At 62.1% G+C, this 18276-nt stretch carries 20 protein-coding genes; 8 read left to right on the forward strand and 12 right to left on the reverse strand.

Features of this window, described 5'->3' with window-relative positions; translation table 11 throughout:
• Window positions 1–781 precede the first annotated feature (781 nt).
• Window positions 782–1396, reverse strand: coding sequence for a LysE family translocator (locus M5G17_RS12235; protein WP_273893171.1), 615 nt, complete (start codon window positions 1394–1396; stop codon window positions 782–784).
• Between the two features lie 123 nt (window positions 1397–1519).
• On the opposite strand from M5G17_RS12235, the gene M5G17_RS12240 reads away from it, so the two are divergent.
• The gene (locus M5G17_RS12240; protein ID WP_273893172.1) at window positions 1520–2398 is read left to right on the forward strand and encodes a LysR substrate-binding domain-containing protein; all 879 of its coding nucleotides are present in this window, start codon (window positions 1520–1522) and stop codon (window positions 2396–2398) included.
• Here M5G17_RS12240 and M5G17_RS12245 read toward each other — a convergent pair.
• Window positions 2386–3003 carry a D-Ala-D-Ala carboxypeptidase family metallohydrolase gene (locus M5G17_RS12245; RefSeq protein ID WP_273893173.1) on the reverse strand — a complete coding sequence of 206 codons (618 nt, stop codon included), beginning with the start codon at window positions 3001–3003 and terminating at the stop codon, window positions 2386–2388. The two genes, M5G17_RS12240 and M5G17_RS12245, sit on opposite strands and share 13 nt — an antisense overlap.
• Window positions 3004–3090: 87 nt before the next feature.
• On the opposite strand from M5G17_RS12245, the gene M5G17_RS12250 reads away from it, so the two are divergent.
• Window positions 3091–4230 carry a hypothetical protein gene (locus M5G17_RS12250; RefSeq protein WP_273893174.1) on the forward strand — a complete coding sequence of 380 codons (1140 nt, stop codon included), beginning with the start codon at window positions 3091–3093 and terminating at the stop codon, window positions 4228–4230.
• 94 nt (window positions 4231–4324) lie between these two features.
• Here the strand turns inward: M5G17_RS12250 and can are convergent, their stop codons facing one another.
• From can to M5G17_RS12265, 3 genes are read right to left on the reverse strand one after another with little or no spacing between them, the layout of a single operon-like run.
• A complete protein-coding gene (gene can / locus M5G17_RS12255) occupies window positions 4325–4963 on the reverse strand; it encodes a carbonate dehydratase (RefSeq protein WP_273893175.1) in 639 nt (212 codons plus the stop codon).
• A 60-nt stretch (window positions 4964–5023) separates the two neighbouring features.
• Complete coding sequence (gene rimI, locus M5G17_RS12260) at window positions 5024–5476, reverse strand: ribosomal protein S18-alanine N-acetyltransferase (protein WP_273893176.1); 453 nt, start codon at window positions 5474–5476, stop codon at window positions 5024–5026.
• Complete coding sequence (locus tag M5G17_RS12265) at window positions 5469–6266, reverse strand: energy transducer TonB (RefSeq protein WP_273893177.1); 798 nt, start codon at window positions 6264–6266, stop codon at window positions 5469–5471. The genes rimI and M5G17_RS12265 overlap by 8 nt, the downstream gene beginning before the upstream one ends.
• 179 nt (window positions 6267–6445) lie before the next feature.
• On the opposite strand from M5G17_RS12265, the gene mksB reads away from it, so the two are divergent.
• Genes mksB through mksF form a run of 3 tightly spaced genes read left to right on the forward strand, consistent with a single transcriptional unit; the run spans window position 6446 to window position 11242 of the window.
• Window positions 6446–7723 (forward strand): Mks condensin complex protein MksB, encoded by a 1278-nt coding sequence (mksB, locus tag M5G17_RS12270; protein ID WP_273893178.1) that lies wholly within the window; start codon window positions 6446–6448, stop codon window positions 7721–7723.
• Window positions 7713–8414, forward strand: coding sequence for an Mks condensin complex protein MksE (gene mksE / locus M5G17_RS12275; RefSeq protein ID WP_273893179.1), 702 nt, complete (start codon window positions 7713–7715; stop codon window positions 8412–8414). Before mksB ends, mksE begins: the two co-directional genes overlap by 11 nt.
• Window positions 8411–11242 carry an Mks condensin complex protein MksF gene (mksF, locus tag M5G17_RS12280; RefSeq protein WP_273893180.1) on the forward strand — a complete coding sequence of 944 codons (2832 nt, stop codon included), beginning with the start codon at window positions 8411–8413 and terminating at the stop codon, window positions 11240–11242. The genes mksE and mksF overlap by 4 nt, the downstream gene beginning before the upstream one ends.
• Window positions 11243–11356: 114 nt before the next feature.
• Here the strand turns inward: mksF and M5G17_RS12285 are convergent, their stop codons facing one another.
• The 5 genes from M5G17_RS12285 to rplU form a co-directional block, all read right to left on the reverse strand.
• The gene (locus tag M5G17_RS12285) at window positions 11357–11812 is read right to left on the reverse strand and encodes a CreA family protein (RefSeq protein ID WP_273893181.1); all 456 of its coding nucleotides are present in this window, start codon (window positions 11810–11812) and stop codon (window positions 11357–11359) included.
• Window positions 11813–11822: 10 nt separating this feature from the next.
• A complete protein-coding gene (gene proB, locus M5G17_RS12290) occupies window positions 11823–12941 on the reverse strand; it encodes a glutamate 5-kinase (protein WP_273893182.1) in 1119 nt (372 codons plus the stop codon).
• A gap of 75 nt (window positions 12942–13016) precedes the next feature.
• Window positions 13017–14240, reverse strand: a complete 1224-nt coding sequence (gene cgtA / locus M5G17_RS12295) for an Obg family GTPase CgtA (RefSeq protein ID WP_273893183.1) — start codon at window positions 14238–14240, stop codon at window positions 13017–13019.
• A gap of 192 nt (window positions 14241–14432) precedes the next feature.
• The gene (rpmA, locus tag M5G17_RS12300) at window positions 14433–14690 is read right to left on the reverse strand and encodes a 50S ribosomal protein L27 (protein ID WP_010225698.1); all 258 of its coding nucleotides are present in this window, start codon (window positions 14688–14690) and stop codon (window positions 14433–14435) included.
• A 31-nt stretch (window positions 14691–14721) separates the two neighbouring features.
• On the reverse strand, window positions 14722–15033 hold the full coding sequence (rplU, locus tag M5G17_RS12305; protein WP_010225695.1) for a 50S ribosomal protein L21: 312 nt from the start codon (window positions 15031–15033) through the stop codon (window positions 14722–14724).
• 252 nt (window positions 15034–15285) lie between these two features.
• On the opposite strand from rplU, the gene M5G17_RS12310 reads away from it, so the two are divergent.
• From M5G17_RS12310 to M5G17_RS12320, 3 genes are all read left to right on the forward strand, one after another.
• Window positions 15286–16254, forward strand: coding sequence for a polyprenyl synthetase family protein (locus tag M5G17_RS12310; protein WP_038997216.1), 969 nt, complete (start codon window positions 15286–15288; stop codon window positions 16252–16254).
• A 137-nt stretch (window positions 16255–16391) separates the two neighbouring features.
• Entirely contained in the window at window positions 16392–16733 is a 342-nt protein-coding gene (locus tag M5G17_RS12315) for a zinc ribbon domain-containing protein YjdM (RefSeq protein ID WP_273893185.1), read from the forward strand.
• Window positions 16734–16858: 125 nt separating this feature from the next.
• Window positions 16859–17107, forward strand: coding sequence for a PA4570 family protein (locus M5G17_RS12320; protein ID WP_010226372.1), 249 nt, complete (start codon window positions 16859–16861; stop codon window positions 17105–17107).
• Window positions 17108–17174: 67 nt separating this feature from the next.
• Here M5G17_RS12320 and M5G17_RS12325 read toward each other — a convergent pair whose 3' ends face one another.
• Together M5G17_RS12325 and M5G17_RS12330 are read right to left on the reverse strand one after the other, a co-directional pair.
• Window positions 17175–17792, reverse strand: coding sequence for a BamJ family beta-barrel-assembly machinery protein (locus M5G17_RS12325; protein WP_273893186.1), 618 nt, complete (start codon window positions 17790–17792; stop codon window positions 17175–17177).
• A gap of 86 nt (window positions 17793–17878) precedes the next feature.
• Entirely contained in the window at window positions 17879–18184 is a 306-nt protein-coding gene (locus tag M5G17_RS12330) for a DUF6482 family protein (RefSeq protein ID WP_273893187.1), read from the reverse strand.
• Window positions 18185–18276 lie beyond the last annotated feature (92 nt).

Below are 18276 nucleotides of genomic sequence, written 5' to 3' on the forward strand. Positions count from 1 at the left end.
TTACACCTGTTACACCGGTTTTGAGCCGACGCCAGATAGCACACCCCGCACCCCATCCGTTGTGATGCCATCAGCGACAGAAACCATCCCCTCTCTTCAAGCCGCACAAGCTTGGTGCACTGCCTAAAACCTGCCAGGGACCCTGACACTAATAGCCAGGTACGGGGTCGGAAACCCGCGAGAAAGAGTTAGCGGAAAAGTGCACAGCTTAGTGAACAGGTGAACTCGGTGAACTGCGGTTCACCAGTGCATTTGCCCAATGGCTTGGGATGTCGTCGGGGACCCTGAGCAATTTCGACTGGTACGGGGCAAAGAACCCGCGAGGTTTTGTTAGCGGCTGGATTTTCAAAGTCGGTTGACAGGTTGACTCGGTTGACAGTGGTTGACGTGCACTTTACCGAACGTTTTTCTTGATCCTTACCAATCGGGTAATGATCCGCCATTTCTGCTTATTTTCTTTCAATTTCAACCATTGAAATTTCAGTAAGTTGGTGGACCTGCCACTAATTCTTTCTCGCGGGTTTCCGACCCCGTACCGGATAAAAAGTGCCAGGGTCCCCGGCTGAATTGCGGCCAGGTGAAGCCCCGTCAGGTCACCTAAATTGCTCCAGCAGCGGGCGCCGTGTATCCCCTGGTGTATCCCTAACCGACACAACAACAAAACCCTTTAAATACAGCAACTTCAGCATCCAGTTCAAATGACTGTGTACCACCAAGTACTAAAAAGGGCTTACCGCAAGGTAAGCCCTTTTTTCTTGCCTGCGATTTTTATCCTCCCCGCTTAGCGCACATTGGCGAACACCACCGCCAGCCCCAGGCCAATCAACGCCACGCCAATCACCCGGTCGACCAGGCGCTGCCGCTCGAGCATGGCCCGGCGCAACCCTGCACTGGAAAAGAACACCGCCACTAGGCTGAACCACAGCCAATGGGCAACCGACATGAACGCGCCATAACCGAAGTTGATCGCCAGCGAGCTGCCCGGCTGCACCACCTGGGTATAGGCACTGACCACAAACAGCATGGTCTTGGGGTTCAGGGCATTGGTCAGAAAGCCTGAGCGCAAAGCCGCCAGCACGCCGAGCTGGCTGGCGTTAGCCCCCTCAAGGGAAATCCGCGCGGTATTGGTCAGTGACTTGTAGCCAAGATAAATCAGGTACCCCGCCCCCAGCACCTTCATGGCCAGGAACAGCGCCGGGCTCTGACTGATGATCACCGCGATGCCCAACACGGTGTAAAGCACATGCACCTGCACCCCCAGAGCGATGCCCAAAGCTGCCGCCAAGCCCGCTCGCCGGCCAAAGGCGTAACTGCTGCGGGTGACCATGGCAAAGTCGGCGCCTGGGCTGATCACCGCCAGCACGGTAAAAAGGGCAACGGCTATGAGTTCATTCACGTAAAGCTCCTCGATCTGCTAGGTAAATGCACAGATAGCTCTGCGCGCCGTCATTATCGAAAGCTTCGGGTAAGGCAAAAAGCGATTTATAGTGAAGCAAATCCGCTAGTTTTCCTCACAAATATGAAACTGCCTGCACTGTCCGCCTTTCGCTATTTCGACGTTGCCGCACAAACCCAGAGCTTCGTGCGCGCCGCCGAGTTGCTCAATGTCACCCACGGCGCGGTGAGCCGGCAGGTGCGTCTGCTGGAGGAGTCGCTGGGGGTGCAACTGTTCGAGCGACGCAACCGGGCCATCTTCCTCACCGCCGCCGGACGCGCCCTGCACGGCACCACCCTGTCGATCTTCGAGCAACTCGAAGGTGCGGTGTACCGCCTGCAGCAGCAAGCGCGGGAGAACGTGCTGGTGCTGTCGTGCGAACCGACCATCGCCATGCGCTGGTTGATACCGCGACTGCCGGCCTTTCATGCCGCACACCCGGATATTCACCTGCACCTGGTGGCGGCGGGCGGGCCGATTGACTTTGCCCGTAGCGGTGTCGACCTGGCCCTGCGCCGCGATGACTTTCACTGGGACGCCAACCTGCATGCACTGAAGATCTGCGACGAATGGGTCGGCCCGGTGTGCAGTGCCGGGCACGCCCTGCCCGAGCACGGCCTGGCCGGCCAACGCCTGCTGCACAGCGGCTCGCGCCCCCACGCCTGGAACACCTGGCTGCGCCAGGCTGGCGAATCGGCCAAGGGCAGCAGCCGCGCCGATTACGAACACTTTTACCTGTGCATCCAGGCAGCCGCGGCAGGGCTGGGCGTGGCCATGGCCTCGCGCCTGATGGTCCAGGATGAAATCGACAGCGGCCAGTTGCAGGCGCCGCGCGGTTTTATCCAGGACCAGTCGGCCTATTACCTGATCAGCCCCCAGGCGATTCTTGCCGATGACAAAAGCCGCTGTTTCGCCCAGTGGGTGATAGAACAATCACACACCTGCCTGGCTCACCTGGCCTGAGCCTTACCGGCCACCGCCGGGGCGCAAAAGGAGGAACCGGCACTGAAATCGCCACCCCAGGTGCGGTACCCCGCCGTGTCGATATGAATGCGCCCTGAAGGGTAACGCCCCAGGCCCATGCTCCAGTCCTTGCCATGTACTTGCCAGAAGCTACACAGCGGAGTCGGATCGGCCCAGTTCGCCAGCAACAGGTCGACCGCAAAGGCACGGGTATGGGCGCTGGCCTCGGCACCACCGGCGCAACGGTTGAGCACCGGGTTGCGGTAAGCCGATACCACTTCGTACTGCTTGAGCACGCCCTGCTCGCCCAGGGTCTTGAGCAACAGCAGTGTCGAGCGTACCGCCGGCCACTGCGTCGTTGGCGCTACCGCAAACGGCTCGGCCTTGCACAAGCGCCAGTCACTGGCCGAGCGTAGCAGCTGATGAATCGGCACCACGCCATACAGGCGCGCATCCACCAGCATCTGGCGAAACGGCCGGGTCTGGTGATCGCCCGCCCACTGGGCAAACAGGTACAGGTCACGCTCCTCGGCCCGGACCGGGATAGCAGCGAACACTGTCAGTAAAAGCCCTGCTCCGATACCAGCTTTGCACCACACATTCATCAGCCTGCTCCCCTTCCCAATCCCCGGGAAATTCCTCCAGTATGGCAAGCCTCCCGACTACGGGGAGGAACTGACAAGGAGTTAAGCATGCACACGACTGCTCCACTGGCCTTCGCCCTGGCCACACTGGCCTTCAGCAGTGCCATCCAGGCCGACGCCCAAATCGACCTGGGCGACCAGGCACGGGTGACCCGGCTGTTTGCCTACCCCAACAACTGCAACGTCATCTGCTTTCGTGACTGGACGCTGGAGCAGACCGTGGAGCACTACCTGACCCAGAGCGTGCGACGCGACGGTTACGCTGGCGCGACCGTGAAGGTCAATCGCGACAACGACAAACTGCATGCTGATATCCAGGGTGTCCCAAGCGACTACAGCAAGCCACTGCAGGCGCTGCTCGACACCGGCGAGCTGGCCTATCAGGGCGCTACCCAGCTCAATCGCGACGGTAAATGGGCCTACAACTGGAACCTGTTCCTGCCCCTGGGCATGGCCCTGGAAAAGCGCCGCAGCATCGAGCTTCTGCACTTCCCGCCCGACTACTCGCTGACCCAGGCCCAGGACTACCTGCGCTCCAACACCACCGATCGCTGGGCCACGCTGCTGACTTTCAACGGCGTCCCCGCCGAACACACCCCGGCCTACCAGACCATCGTCGACATCGCCCCGATCGCCGCACCTGCCAGTGCCGGCAAGGATCTGGAAGGCGTATACGGTTACTTCAAGGATTATCAGGTGCAGATGGTCAAGGAAGTGACCCGCACCGGTGATGGCGCTTCCTTACCGATGGTTGCCTTCGGCTCGCCAGTGCGCAGCTGGATCGAGCAGCAGTACGGGCCCAAGCTCTATGTGCTGGGCCTGGCGACCATCAGCCCGACGCCCGGGCAGAAGGTGCCGGTGCTGGGCGCCAACCACCCGAGTGCGATCTGGTATGCGGCGGACAAAACCAATTATGGCGGAGACCAGGACAAAGCCGATCAGGCCGGGTTGAAAATGATGGGCCAGGACTTGAGCGCTGCCTGCTGGCAAGCAGGCATGGGCCGTAACCCGGCGGCGGATGCCAAGACAACATTGGGCGCCTGTACCCAGAAGTGGCAGGTGACGGCGAAGAAGCAGACGTGTGAGCTGTACTTCCGCACGATTCGCAACATGACCCCGGAGCAGGCCAGTGCCAAGTGCAATACCGGGGCGGTGACGCGGACGTTGCGCGATTTGCAGAAAAGTTGAGGTGAATTCATCGCGGGGCAAGTCGGGTCGCCGCATCGCCGCTCCCACAGGGATTATCTAAATCCTGTGGGAGCGGGCTTGCCCCGCGATAGGCTCAATCCTGCGGACGCAACCGGTACTGCGGCGGCAACTGGTCGATGCCGCTGATGGTCGCATTCAAGCTCTTCCAGCGCCCATCCTTGATGCCGTAGATGCAACCATGCACCGACAGGCTCTGCCCACGGTGCCAGGCATTCTGGACGATGGTGGTATGACCGACGTTGGCCACCTGCTGGATCACGTTCAGTTCGCACAGGCGATCTACCCGCTCCTCCTCGGTCGCAAGCTTGGCCAGCTCCACGCGGTTGTCGTAGTACAGGTCGCGTATCGAGCGCAGCCAGCCATCGATCAGGCCCAACTGACGATCCTGCATCGACGCCCGCACCCCGCCGCAACCGTAGTGGCCGGTGACCAGGATATGCTTGACCTTGAGCACATCCACCGCGTACTGGATCACCGACAGGCAGTTGAGGTCGGTGTGCAGCACCACATTGGCGACATTGCGGTGAACGAACAGGTCGCCCGGCAACATGCCGACAATCTCGTTGGCCGGCACCCGGGCGTCCGAACAGCCAATCCAGAGGAACTCCGGGGCCTGCTGACGCGCAAGCTTGGCGAAGAAATCCGGATCTTCCTGCTTGATCGCATCGGCCCAGCGCGCGTTGTTATCAATCAGTTCTTGTAGATCGTGCATGCTCAGGCCTCATGGTTGATGCGCATCGTGTGACAGGCGGCGAGCCCGAGCGCTGTTGGCTTACTCAAACAGGGTGCAGGCCATGACCAGGGCGTCTTCGCGACCACCCGCAACCGGGTAGTAGTCACGACGACGGCCAATTTCATTGAAGCCGTAACGTTCGTAGAGGCGATAAGCCGACTGGTTGCTGGCACGCACCTCCAGGAAGCATTCGCGGCCATTGCTGGCGTAGGCGCGCGTCATCAGTTCTTCCAGCAGGCGTAGACCGAGGCCGCGACCCTGGCTTTCCGGCTTGACGGTGATGTTGAGCAGGTGCGCCTCGTCGATGATCACGTTGATCACGCCGTGGCCGACCTGCTGCTGGCCTTCGAACATCAGCCAGATTTCATAGGACTTGAGCCCGTCGAGGAAAATCCCACGGGTCCAGGGGTGGCTGAAGGCTGCGTATTCGATCTTCAGTACGGCATCCAGATCCGCCTCGGTCATCCGGCGGAAGCTGATTGTGTCACTCATCACGTGGTTTCCAGCGCGCCATCAGCCGGCGCATGGCTTGCCAGACGTCCGCTTTGCGCTGCGGCTCGTCCATCAACAGTTCAAGCCCCGGCAAGGCCCAGGCAGTACCCAGCCCTTCAACCGGCAACTCGCGGTAATAAGCTTCGGCGTCGGCCTCACCGGCAAAACGCACGGCAGGCAGGCCGATCAGCCACAGACAGACACATGGCGCCTCTTCAAGCCGGGCCTGGATAAAGCCCTGGACGAAATCAGTCGCAGCCTGTGGCCCCTGATCAAGGTTGCCACGCACCAGCAGCGGCCAGCGCACCGGCTCGCCGATGATCTGCGGGCTGTCCGGCAGGCCCGCGGCGCGCAGCATGTCCTTGAGCAGCAGATAGGAAGGGTCGCGGCTCTGGAACGCCTCACCGGTGGCAAGCTCCACCAGCAGCAAGCAATTGCCGGCACGCAGCAGTTGCAGGGCAAAGCGCGGCGGGGGCACGGGGACGGGCCTGGCCGCGACAGGTGGCTTTTCGGCCTCTTGCGCAGGTTTGGCGGCCGCTTTTGGTGTACTGCCGGGGCGCGGGATTTCGATCTTTGGACGCTCGCCGGTGCGCACCTGCGGCGCACTTGGTGCGACAGTAGCCGTCGCTGGTTCCCGCTGCTGCGGTTCGAGTGCCGGCTCCTCCAGCGGCGCCACCGGCAGCAACAGCTCCGGGCGCGACGGTGCGGCGAACGGCAATTCGGCACGCGGCAGCCAGTGCACCACTTGCATGGCGTTAAGGTAAGCGCGGCGGCGGGACTCGATTAACAAGAAGGATCGGCCATCTGTGGGTAAGTCAGGGGCGATATTCTAACGTTGTTCGCCGCTCGGCGCCGCTGTTGATCGGCAGAAAACCGCCCGACAGCAGTTTGAAGCGATCAGGGGGTGAATCGACAGGCGTCTGATGCAGTACAATCGGCGCTTTTATTTGGCAACGAGTCGACCCGCCAATGATCGAACCCAAGCGCGTCCTGCGCGCCCTAGCCGAACACTGGGCCCTGCTCGAGCCACTGTGCGAGCGCTTCGACGGGGGCACCCTGAGCCTGGCCGAGCTGCGCCAGCAACTGGCCAGCCAACAGCTGGAAAGCACGCCCCAGGACATCACCAGCCTGCTTGATGTGTGGATCCGCCTGGATATCCTGGTGCCTGTGGCAAAAAGCCCGAACCGTTTCGAGCTCAACGCCCAGATCCACGACTTTCTCGCTTACCTGCGCCGCGAGCACCGCCTGGGCCTGTGCCTGGAGATCGAAGCCTACCTGCGCCACCTCGAGCGTCTGGCCGGACACATCCAGGATGCCTTCGAGATTCGCGACGGCAACGACCTCGCGCGCCAGCTACGCCTGCTCGACATGCGTGTGCGCGATGTCCTGAAAAAGCTCGACAACGACGAGCAGGCGCTGGTCGCCGTGGCCGAACGGGCCAAAACCAGCGACCGGCAGATCCCCTTGCGCCAGCGTTATGCCGAAGTCCTGGCGACCTGGGATGAATACGTCGAGCCGATGATCCAGTTGGTCAACGCCGATGGCGCCTTCGAGCAAGGCGTGCGCAAGGTCGAGACGGTACTGCTGCGCTTGCTCGGCGAGCAGGCCCGCCTGGGCCATCTGGTCGACGACGACATGCTCCTGCGCACCCATGCGCGCATCCTGGAAATGCAGACCAGCGCCCAGCTGACCCTGCGCCATGCCCGCGAACTGCTGTTGCCGCTGCGTGAAGAAGCCCGCCGGCACAACGCCGTGACCCGCGGCGCCGCCCTGGCGCTGTCGGTGATCCGTCGCAAGGGCCTGGACGCCGTGCCACAAGCCGCCATGCCGCTGTTCACCCGCCCGCAGAGCACCTTCCTCGGCAGCGCCAGCCAGGTCGAAGCCTACGTCTATGCCCTGGCCCGTTTCGAGCCCAAGCCTGCGCAGTTTCCCAAGGCCCACAAGAGCCACAAGGGTGACGCCCCGCGCGCGCCGCGCACGGTCAAGGAGATGCTCGAGCGCTGCGAAGACGCCCTGCCGCTGCCGGACCTGATGGTCTGGCTGCTCGATCAGGAGCCCGAAGGCGCCACCGACGAGTTGCTGTACTGGTTCTCGCGCCTGTCGCGGGAAAAACGCTTTAACCGCGAGCGCCTCGAACGCTGCGAATACATCACCCGCGAACACCTGGTCAGCCTGCGCTCCTTCGCCCTGACATCGAGCCGCGAACCATCGCCTGAGCCTACTGCGAGCCCTGCCCATGCATCTTGATCTCTCCGAACTGCCTCAGCTCGCACCGATCTTTCGCGAGCTGTTCAAGGGCTTCCACATCAGCCGCCGCGACCCGGAGCTGTACGCCCAACTGTCGAACTTCCAGGACCAGTACCGTGGTCTGTTCAAGGCCCTGGGATTTGAACTGGTGTGTGACACCCGAGGTTTCTACTACTTCGTTCCAGACCTGGCTGCCGCCCAGGTCAACAAGACCGCCCAGCGCCTGTCGCTGTTCACCTTCATCCTGGTCGAACACCTGGCCGACCAGGGCCGCGACCCGATGGCGGTGCTCGACGGCGGCAGCCTGGGCCGCGACGAGCTACCTTCGCTGCTGGAAAAATACCGCGACCTGTTCATCCAGGCCGAAGTGCAAACCCCGGATGAGCTGGAAGAAAAAATCATGCGCCGCATGACCCAGCTTGGCTTTGCCCACGAAGAGAACGGCATCTACCGCTTCCTGCCGCCGATGCACCGCTTCCTCGATGTCTGCCTGTCGGTCCAGCAGGACCGCGACCTGGCCGCCAGTTTGCACAGCGCCCTGCCGCTGCCAACACCGGTGCTGGTCGAAGAAGAGAGCCCGGAACAACTGAACCGTACCGACGACCCGCTCGACCTGAGCCCGTTCGAAGAAAGCGAAGAAGACGCCTTGGCCCGGGCCATTGCGCAAGAGCAACAGGAGATTGACGCATGAGCCAGGAACGCTACGGTATTCGCCGCTTCGCACTGCTCAACACCGCCGGCTACAGCCTGGGCCTGTTCCCCCTGGAGCACCCGCTGTCGGTCTACGGTGCCAACAACCTGGGCAAGAGTGCCTCGATCAACGCCCTGCAGTTCCCGATCCTGGCGCGCATGTCCGACATGAGCTTCGGCAAGTACAGCCTGGAGCAGTCGCGGCGCTTCTACTTTGCCAGCGACACCAGCTATATCCTCTGCGAGGTCAACCTGCCCCACGGCCCGCACGTGATCGGCGTGGTCGGCCGCGGCCCGGGTGGCGGTTTCGGCCACCAGTTCTTTGCCTATGCCGGCGAACTGGACCTGGCCCACTACCAGAAGAACGATACCTGCCTGCGCCAGAAAGAGCTGTTCAGCAACCTTGAGCGCAACGGCCTGAAAGCCTACGAACTCAAGCCTGACGAACTGCGTCGCCTGCTGGTCGGTGGCCATACCTCGATCCCGCTGGACCTGACCCTGATCCCGCTGCGCTCCACCAGCGAGCAGAGCCTGAAGACCTTCCGCGCGCTGTTCATCAACCTGCTGCACATGCGCGAGATCACCGCCGCCAAGCTCAAGCAACTGTTCCTCGATGCCTTCGAGCACAGCCTGCGCTCGGGCAGCGTCGACTACATCGCTGCCTGCGAAGAAGCCTTCCGTGACGTGCGACGCATGGAGCAGGACTACAACTCGCTGGTCGCCGCCGGCCCCTTGGTCGAGGCCCTGGCCAATGGTGTGGCCCAGCGCGAGATCCTGCGCGGCAAGCTGCACCGCCTGTCGCCACTGCTCGACTCGCTGCTCGGCACCTGGCAAGACTACGCCGGCGCCCGCAAAGAAGAGCTGGTGATTCAGGCCGAGCACTACAAGAACGAACAGGACAGCCTGCAGAATGACCAGCGTGGTGGCACCCAGGAGCTGATGCGCCTGGAGCGTGAGATCACTGGCGTGCAGCGCTGGCTCGGCGAGCTGTCGGTACTCAAGCACCGCTTTGCCCTGGTCGATGACGTCAAGGTCCTGGAGCAGCAACTGCTGGCCGCCAAGGACGCCCACGACGAACTGGCTGGCGCCCTGGCGCAGTCACGCCAGTTCAGTGCCGAAGACCTCGAGGAGCGCCTGCGCGAGCTGGAGAAACGCCTCAAATCGGTCAAACAGCAACTCGACCACGCCGACAACAACAGCTATGCACGGCTGCGTGAAGAGTTCTCGCAGCAGGACGTCGAGCGCCTGATGCGCCTGTTCAACGGCGCACTGTTCAGCCTGCCGCTGGGCGAGCGCGGCATCGAACTGGACGACAGCGACGTCTGGGTCAAATCCCTGGAAGCGGTGCTCGACGGCTTCAAGGGCGAGCGCTTCGAAGCGCCGGGCCTGTCCATCGACCTGACGCACATCGAACCCCCTGCCCTGCAGGCCCTGGCCGACCGTGCGGCCCTGCGCGACCAGAAAGAGCGCCTGGACAAAGAGCTCAAGCAGCTCAAGACCCAGCAGGCCGTAGCCGCCGACCGCGCCGCGAGCAAGACCCAGACCGAAGCCCTGTACCAGCAGGTACTGGATGCCCAGAAGGCCCTGGAAGACTTCCGCCGCAGTGAGACCCTCTCCGCCGAAGAGGGCGACAAGCTCGAGCAACTGGCGCAGATGGAAGCCGCCCAGGACGAACTCAAGCGCTCCAGCGACGCCTTCACCGAACGCGTCCAGCAACTGTCAGCCAAGCTGCAACTGGTCGGCCGCCAGATCGCCGACATGGAAGCCAAGCAACGCACCCTCGACGACGCCCTGCGCCGTCGCCAACTGCTGCCTGCCGACCTGCCGTTCGGCACGCCGTTCATGGAGCCGGTCGACGACAGCATGGATAACCTGCTGCCACTGCTCAACGACTACCAGGACAGCTGGCAGGGCCTGCTGCGCGTCGATGGCCAGATCGAGGCACTGTACGCCCAGGTTCGCCTCAAAGGCGTGGCCAAGTTCGACAGCGAAGACGACATGGAGCGTCGCCTGCAACTGCTGATCAACGCCTATTCGCACCGTACCGAAGAAGCGCTGACCCTGGGCAAGGCACGCCGCGCCGCGGTCACCGACATCGCCCGGACCTTGCGCAACATCCGCAGCGACTACGACAGCCTCGAGCACCAGCTGGCGCTGTTCAACCGCGAGATCAACAAGCGCCAGGTCTCCAACCTGCAGAGCTTCCGCATCGTCCTGGCGCCGAACAAGGAAGCGCTCAAGCACATTGACCAGATCATCCACAGCGCCGGCCAGTACGAGGAAGGCGAGACCCTGTCGGTGTTCGACCTGAGCCAGAGCGCCGAGCAGGACAACAAGAACGAAGAGGCCAAGGAATACCTGGCGCGGCTGGTGGCAGCCAACCACAACCAGCTGGGCCTGAAGGACCTGTTCGAACTGGCCTTCGAGATCACCAAGGTCGGTGGTCAGCCGGTGATCCACACCGACATCGACGGCGCGGCGTCCAACGGCACCACCATGACCATCAAGGCGCTGACCAACATGTACTTGTTGCTGCACCTGATGGACCGCGACCTGGCCGGTCGCGTACGCCTGCCGTACTACCTGGACGAAGCGGCCGACATCGACGAACGCAACCAGGCAGCACTGCTGGAAACCAGCTTGCAGCTGGGCTTCGTACCGATTCTGGCAAGCGTGAAGCCGCAGGTCTCGGCGCATGTCGCCATCGACCTGGAAGGCGGCAGCGGGCCGAACGGGATCTACATCGACGAGGCGGACTGGAAGTACATCAGCCGCCGGGATGTGGAGAAGGCGGTGGTGCGGGTAGAAGAGGAAGAAGCTTCGGTTTGAGGCTTGTTTTTGGGGCCTTTCAGGCCCCATCGCCGGCAAGGCCGGCTCCCACAGGGACTGCATGCACAGGACTTTGTGGGAGCCGGCCTTGCCGGCGATGAATTCAACTCGGTGTTACTGGGCCCACGGCAAGATAGGAATCGCCGTCACCGCATTCTGCGGGCTACCTTCGATGATCCGGTCGGAGTACACCAGATAGACCAGGGTATTGCGCTTCTTGTCGAGGAAGCGCACCACCTGCATGGTCTTGAACACCAGCGAGGTGCGTTCCTTGAACACCTCGTCACCGTCCTTGAGCGGCTCCTTGAAGCGAATTGGCCCAACCTGGCGGCAGGCGATCGAGGCTTCGGCGCGGTCCTCTGCCAGGCCCAGGCCGCCTTTCAAACCGCCGGTCTTGGCTCGCGACAAGTAGCAGGTCACGCCCTCCACCTTCGGATCATCAAACGCCTCGACGACAATACGGTCATTCGGCCCGACGATCTTGAACACCGTCGAAACCTGGCCGATCTCCTCGGCCGACGCCAGTACCGGCAATGCCAGCAGCGCTGCTGCAACTATCCCTTTGAACACGCGTATATCCTCAGACCAGAATCAGGTTGTCGCGGTGCACCAGCTCCGGCTCGGCGATATAGCCCAGCAGGCCCTCGATCGCGTCGGACGGCTGGCCAATGATTTTCTGTGCTTCCAAGGCGCTGTAGTTGGCCAGGCCACGAGCGACCTCGAGGCCATCCGGGCCAACGCAGACCACCATCTCACCACGGCGAAAGCTGCCCTGCACGGTCTTGACGCCCACTGGCAACAGGCTCTTGCTGTCCTTGCGCAGCGCCTTCACCGCGCCATCGTCGAGCACCAGGGTGCCACGGGTCTGCAGGTGCCCGGCCAGCCATTGCTTGCGCGCGGCAAGCATGCCGCGCTCGGGCGACAGCAGGGTACCCAGGCGCTCACCGGTCTTGAGCCGGTCCAGCACGCGCTCCAGGCGACCACCGACGATGATCGTGTGTGCACCGGAGCGGGCTGCCAGGCGCGCGGCTCGCAGCTTGGTCTGCATGCCGCCACGGCCCAGGGCGCCACCGGTGCCACCGGCCACGGCATCGAGGCTCGGATCATCGGCGCGAGCTTCGTAGATGAGCTGCGCATCAGGGTTGTTGCGCGGGTCGGCATCGAACATGCCGTCGCGGTCGGTAAGTATCACCAACAGGTCGGCCTCCACCAGGTTGGCCACCAGCGCCGCCAGGGTGTCGTTGTCGCCGAAGCGGATCTCGTCGGTGACCACCGTGTCGTTCTCGTTGATCACCGGCACCACGCCCAGCTCCACCAAGGTGCGCAGGGTGCTGCGGGCGTTGAGGTAGCGCTTGCGGTCAGACAGGTCGTCATGGGTCAGAAGGATCTGCGCGGTGTGCCGGCCGTGCTCGGCAAAGCTCGACTCCCAGGCCTGCACCAGGCCCATCTGGCCGATGGAGGCCGCAGCCTGCAGCTCGTTCATCGCACTCGGTCGCTTGGCCCAACCCAGGCGGCTCATCCCGGCGGCAACCGCCCCGGACGACACCAGCACCAACTCGACACCCGCCTCATGCAACGCCACCATCTGCTCGACCCAGACCCCCATGGCCGCGCGATCCAGGCCCTTGCCATCCGCTGTCAGCAGGGCACTGCCGATTTTCACCACCCAGCGCTGCGCACCCGTCACCTTGCTCCGCATCTTCTTCCAACCTATTCAGATCTTTAGATACCAAAACGCCGCTCCTGAGAGCGGCGTTTAGTGTACTGCAACGAATCAGTCGCGCACGTAAATGATTTCCGGACCGTCTTCGTCTTCCTCGTCCCAATCATCGTCATCGTCGTCGCCGATGTCGTGCACGCTCTTGACGCCGCTACGGCGCAAGGCGCGGGCGTCGTCCAGGGCCTGCAACTGGGCACGGGCTTCGTCTTCGATACGCTGATCCAGGTCGGCCAGCGCTTCGGCGTAGGCCGGATCGTTGGCCAGGCGGTCGGCGCGGTCTTCGAGGTAGCGCATGATGTCGCGGCTGAGCTGCTCGGTGCCCTGCTTGGAGATGGCCGAGATCACATAGACCGGACCTTCCCACTGCAGACGCTCGACCACTTCCTTGACCCGCTCGTCACGCTCGTCGTCCATCAGCATGTCGGTCTTGTTCAGCACCAGCCAGCGGTCACGCTCGGCCAGCGACGGGCTGAACTGGGTCAGCTCGTTGACGATGACTTCGGCGGCATCAGCGCTGCTGCTTTCATCCAGCGGCGCAAGGTCGACGAGGTGCAGCAGCAGGCGGGTACGCGCCAGGTGCTTGAGGAAGCGGATACCCAGGCCGGCACCGTCGGAAGCGCCTTCGATCAGACCCGGGATGTCCGCGACAACGAAGCTCTTCCAGCGGTCGACACTGACCACACCCAGGTTCGGCACCAGGGTGGTGAACGGGTAGTCGGCAACTTTCGGCTTGGCGGCCGAGACCGAGCGGATGAAGGTACTTTTGCCGGCGTTCGGCAGACCGAGCAGGCCAACGTCAGCAAGCACTTTCATTTCCAGCTTCAGGTCACGTTGCTCACCTGGCTTGCCCGGGGTGGTCTGGCGTGGCGCACGGTTGGTGCTGGATTTGAAACGGGTGTTGCCCAGGCCGTGCCAGCCGCCCTGAACCACCATCAGTTTCTGGCCAGGCTTGACCAGGTCACCGATGACTTCCTGAGTGGCGGCGTCGATCACCGTGGTGCCGACTGGCACGCGCAGGATCAGGTCTTCACCTTTCTTGCCGGTGCAGTCGGTACTGCCACCATTGGAACCGCGCTCAGCGTCGAAATGACGGGTGTAACGGTAGTCGACCAAGGTGTTCAGGTTATCGTCGGCGACCATATAGATCGAGCCACCGTCACCACCATCACCACCGTTAGGACCACCGTTCTCAATGAATTTTTCGCGGCGGAAGCTCATGCAACCGTTACCGCCATCACCGGCCTTGACCCGGATCGATACTTCGTCAACAAACTTCATAAAAACCGCCTCTCGTCAGCTGGACGAGCTGAGTGACACAAAGACATAAGGCTCTTGCAAAAGTGAGCGCGGCGGCCCCGTCACGACAGTAACAACCCACGCCGGCAGCCCATACAAACAGCTTTGCAAGAGACTCACCCCACAAACGAAAAAGCCCCGTCGCGAGACAGGGCTTTTCCAGCGTTCGCGCGATTACTCGGCGACAACGCTCACGTAACGACGACCGAAGGCGCCTTTTACTTCAAACTTGATCTTACCCGCGATCTTGGCGAACAGGGTGTGATCTTTACCCATGCCAACGCCGTAGCCAGCGTGGAATTGGGTGCCGCGCTGACGCACGATGATGTTGCCAGGAATGATAGCCTGGCCGCCATACATCTTCACGCCAAGGCGTTTGGCTTCTGAGTCGCGACCGTTACGGGTACTACCACCAGCTTTTTTGTGTGCCATGGTTCAATTCTCCAGAAATGGATTCAGGCGATTAAGCCGAAATACCGGTGATCTTGATTTCGGTGAACCACTGGCGGTGGCCCATACGCTTCATGTGGTGCTTACGGCGGCGGAACTTGATGATGCGCACTTTGTCGTGACGACCTTGGGAGATCACTTCAGCAACAACTTTTGCACCAGCAACGACTGGAGCGCCGATGTTCACGTCGTCGCCATTGGCAACCAACAGAACGCGGTCGAAAGTCACGGATTCGCCAGTGGCGATTTCCAGTTTTTCGATTTTCAGGTATTCACCTTCGGCGACTTTGTACTGCTTGCCACCGGTAACAATTACTGCGTACATGGGTATTTCTCCGATAATCCTGCTCACCCAGCTCTTTATAGGAAGAGTATTGGCTGGCATGGCTGCATAGGGCTGGAACGGCCCAGTGCAATTGCGTAAGGCAGGTGCTGCCCAGGAAGTTCAGGGTGCGCGATTGTACGCAAGCCCCGCTTTGCTTGCAAGTCCCACCCCCGGCCCGCGGGCAGCGTGCCTTGACACGCCGGGACCCGCGACCTAGCATGCCGCGCAACCTTTATGGAGCACCTGTGGCCGATGCAACCCCAAGCTTTCTACCGTGCGGTAGCGGACGACTTCAGCGCCGTTGACGAGATTATCAAGAAACAGCTGACTTCGCGTGTACCGCTGGTATCGAAAATCGGCGACTACATTACCTCGGCCGGCGGCAAGCGCCTGCGTCCGTTGCTGGTGCTGCTGTGCGGCAAGGCCCTGGGCCGCGAAGGCGACGATTTGCGCCTGCTGGCTGCCACCATCGAATTCCTGCACACCGCGACCCTGCTGCATGACGACGTCGTCGACATGTCCGGCATGCGCCGTGGCCGCTCCACTGCCAACGCCCTGTGGGGCAACGCGCCAAGCGTACTGGTGGGTGACTTCCTGTACTCGCGCTCGTTCGAGATGATGGTCGAACTGGGCTCGATGCCGGTCATGCAGATCCTCTCCAAGGCCACCCGGGTTATCGCCGAAGGCGAAGTCCTGCAGCTGTCCAAGGTCCGCGACGCCAGCACCACCGAAGAAGTCTACATGGACGTCATCCGCGGCAAGACCGCGATGCTGTTCGAGGCCTCGACCCACAGCGCCGCAGCCCTGGCCCAGGCGACTGAAGAGCAGAGCGAAGCCCTGCGCACCTTCGGTGACCACCTGGGCGTGGCCTTCCAGTTGGTCGACGACCTGCTCGACTACAAGGGCGATGCGCAAACCCTGGGCAAGAACGTCGGTGACGACCTGGCCGAAGGCAAGCCGACCCTGCCGCTGATCTATACCATGCGCGAAGGCACCGCCGAACAGGCTGCACTGGTGCGCCAGGCGATCCAGAAAGGCGGCATCGAAGACCTCGAAAGCATCCGTGCGGCCGTAGAGGCCTCAGGCTCGCTGGACTACACCGCCAAGCTGGCCCGCGACTACGTGGCCCGCGCTATCGCCTGCCTGGATGTGCTGCCGGCCAGCGAGTACCGCGATGCACTGGTGGAACTGAGCGAATTCGCCGTCGCCCGCACGCACTGATTCGCCATCTCCCCGATCGCGGGGCAAGCCCGCTCCTACAGCAGTAGGAGCGGGCTTGCCCCGCGATTGCATTCACCCCTCAACAACAAAACCTTATACAATGTAGGTTTTGTACCTGTACGTCTTGAGGAACCTTAGTGAGCACTTTGCCACCCTGCCCCAAATGCAACTCCGAATACACCTACGAAGACGGCGCCCAGCTGATCTGCCCCGAGTGCGCCCACGAGTGGTCGGTTGCCGGTGAGACTGAAGCGAGCAGCGACGAAACGGTGAAAAAGGATGCAGTGGGCAACGTCCTGCAGGACGGCGACACCATCACCGTGATCAAGGACCTCAAGGTCAAGGGCACCTCGCTGGTGGTCAAGGTCGGCACCAAGGTCAAGAACATCCGCCTGTGCGACGGCGACCACGACATCGACTGCAAGATCGACGGCATCGGCCCGATGAAGCTGAAATCGGAATTCGTCCGCAAGGTCTGATTCTTCAGGGTTTCGGGGCCCTCCCGCGGCCTCGACAACCCACAGGCGGAAAAAAACCGCCAATAGGCACTTGCTATTTTGATAATAAGAATTATTCTCATTGAACGCTTTCAAGGAGAATAGCCATGACTTATCTGATAGACGCCTGGCTTGACCGCCCCCATCCGTACCTGCGCATCCTGCACCGGGAAACCGGCGAGGTCTGTGCCGTGCTTGAAGAAGAAGCACTGGACGAACTGCGCGACCAGGGTGACCTGGACCTCAATGGCCTGAATTCGAGTGAGCCGGGTGTGCTCAAGGAACTGGTGAGAAACCTGTTCCTGTTCTGCTATGCACGGGCGTTGCGCCCTGGCGGCGGGACCGACTGGAACTGAACAGCATCGCGGGGCAAGCCCGCTCCTACCCAAATTGTGTAGGAGCGGGCTTGCCCCGCGATAGGTCTTACAGAACGTCCAGCAGCTCGACGTCGAACACCAGCACGCTGTGCGGCGGGATGCTGCCAACGCCCTGAGCGCCGTAAGCCAGCTCGCTCGGCACGTACAGGCGCCATTTGCTGCCGGCGTTCATCAGTTGCAGGGCTTCGGTCCAGCCGGCAATCACGCCACCGACCGGGAATTCTGCCGGCTGACCGCGATCGTAGGAGCTGTCGAACACAGTGCCATCGATCAGGGTGCCGTGGTAGTGGGTGCGCACGCTGTCGTCACGGCTTGGCTTGGCGCCTTCACCTGCGGTCAGTACTTCGAATTGCAGGCCCGAAGCCAGGGTGGTGATGCCATCACGCTTGGCGTTTTCAACCAGGAAGGCCTTGCCTTCGCCAGCGGCGGCTTCGGCCTTGGCAGCCGCTTCGGCTTGCATGATTTCACGGATGACCTTGAAGCTGGCCGACAGGTCGGCTTCGCTGACGCGGCTGTCCTGGCCGTTGAAGGCATCGGTCAGGCCGGCCAGGATGGCGTCCAGGTTCACGCCCGGTGGCGGGTTGTCGCGCAGTTGGCCACCCAGCTGACGGCCAATGCCGTAGCTGACGCGCGTTTCGTCGGTAGACAGATTGAGTTCGGACATTTGCTTGCTCCGCTGCAGGGCGCACAACAGCCGCGCCCTTTATGAAAAGGGCGAGCAGCCTAGCACACTGCGGTTACGCAGATCAGCTACCAGGCAGAACGGCGTGGCATCGGTAGTTTCAGATCGCCGTAGCTGGCCTCGCTACCGCCACACATCTCGTCATCCATCGACCAGTGCACCAGGTGCACCGGCACTGCTGGCAAGCCTTCAAGCAAGCGTTGCGCATCGACTACCGAATGCACTTTAAGACGCTGCCCCCGGGTATCCGACAGCGGATGAGCATGGCCTTTTACCCGTGCTTCGAGAATGAAGTCGCCACCTTCGATGGCGATCAGGTTGAGCTCTTCGACATGACCGGCCTTGGCCTCGGTGTTCAGCTGTTGAAGGTTCATTGCGATACCTCGTGCCTGGCACTTCGAGTGACCGTTCATTTTTTGTACAGCCGCACACAAAGCACAAGGCAAAAACGCAACCGCCCGTCCGT

This window comes from Pseudomonas rubra, from assembly GCF_028656935.1.
Classification (GTDB): Bacteria; Pseudomonadota; Gammaproteobacteria; order Pseudomonadales; family Pseudomonadaceae; genus Aquipseudomonas; species Aquipseudomonas rubra.